This is a genomic window from Kitasatospora sp. NPDC028961 (assembly GCF_055564815.1).
The window spans coordinates 1-1,030 of the sequence record NZ_JBVHVO010000062.1 but is presented as its reverse complement, the minus strand read 5'-3'; the positions used below and the strand labels follow the sequence as shown (position 1 = coordinate 1,030).

1 rRNA gene is annotated in these 1,030 nt (G+C 55.8%); it reads right to left on the bottom strand.

Annotated features, from left to right (window positions below):
* Positions 1-2: 2 nt before the first annotated feature.
* Positions 3-1,030, bottom strand: a 23S ribosomal RNA gene (locus tag ACZ4UX_RS36975); the annotation flags it as partial.

Here is a 1,030-nt window from a genome sequence, read left to right as displayed (position 1 = left end):
CTGAGGACAAGCCCTCGGCCTATTAGTACCGGTCAACTCCACCCCTTACGAGGCTTCCATATCCGGCCTATCAACCCAGTCGTCTACTGGGAGCCTTACCCTCTCAAGGAGGTGGGAGTGCTCATCTCGAAGCAGGCTTCCCGCTTAGATGCTTTCAGCGGTTATCCCTCCCGAACGTAGCCAACCAGCCATGCCCTTGGCAGGACAACTGGCACACCAGAGGTTCGTCCGTCCCGGTCCTCTCGTACTAGGGACAGCCCTTCTCAACACTCCTACGCGCACAGCGGATAGGGACCGAACTGTCTCACGACGTTCTAAACCCAGCTCGCGTACCGCTTTAATGGGCGAACAGCCCAACCCTTGGGACCTACTCCAGCCCCAGGATGCGACGAGCCGACATCGAGGTGCCAAACCATCCCGTCGATATGGACTCTTGGGGAAGATCAGCCTGTTATCCCCGGGGTACCTTTTATCCGTTGAGCGACGGCGCTTCCACAAGCCACCGCCGGATCACTAGTCCCGACTTTCGTCCCTGCTCGACCCGTCAGTCTCACAGTCAAGCTCCCTTGTGCACTTACACTCAACACCTGATTGCCAACCAGGCTGAGGGAACCTTTGGGCGCCTCCGTTACTCTTTAGGAGGCAACCGCCCCAGTTAAACTACCCACCAGACACTGTCCCTGATCCGGATCACGGACCCAGGTTAGACATCCAGCACGACCAGAGTGGTATTTCAACGACGACTCCACAACAACTGGCGTTGCTGCTTCAAAGTCTCCCACCTATCCTACACAAGCCGAACCGAACACCAATATCAAGCTATAGTAAAGGTCCCGGGGTCTTTCCGTCCTGCTGCGCGAAACGAGCATCTTTACTCGTAATGCAATTTCACCGGGCCTATGGTTGAGACAGTCGAGAAGTCGTTACGCCATTCGTGCAGGTCGGAACTTACCCGACAAGGAATTTCGCTACCTTAGGATGGTTATAGTTACCACCGCCGTTTACTGGCGCTTAAGTTCTCAGCTTCGCC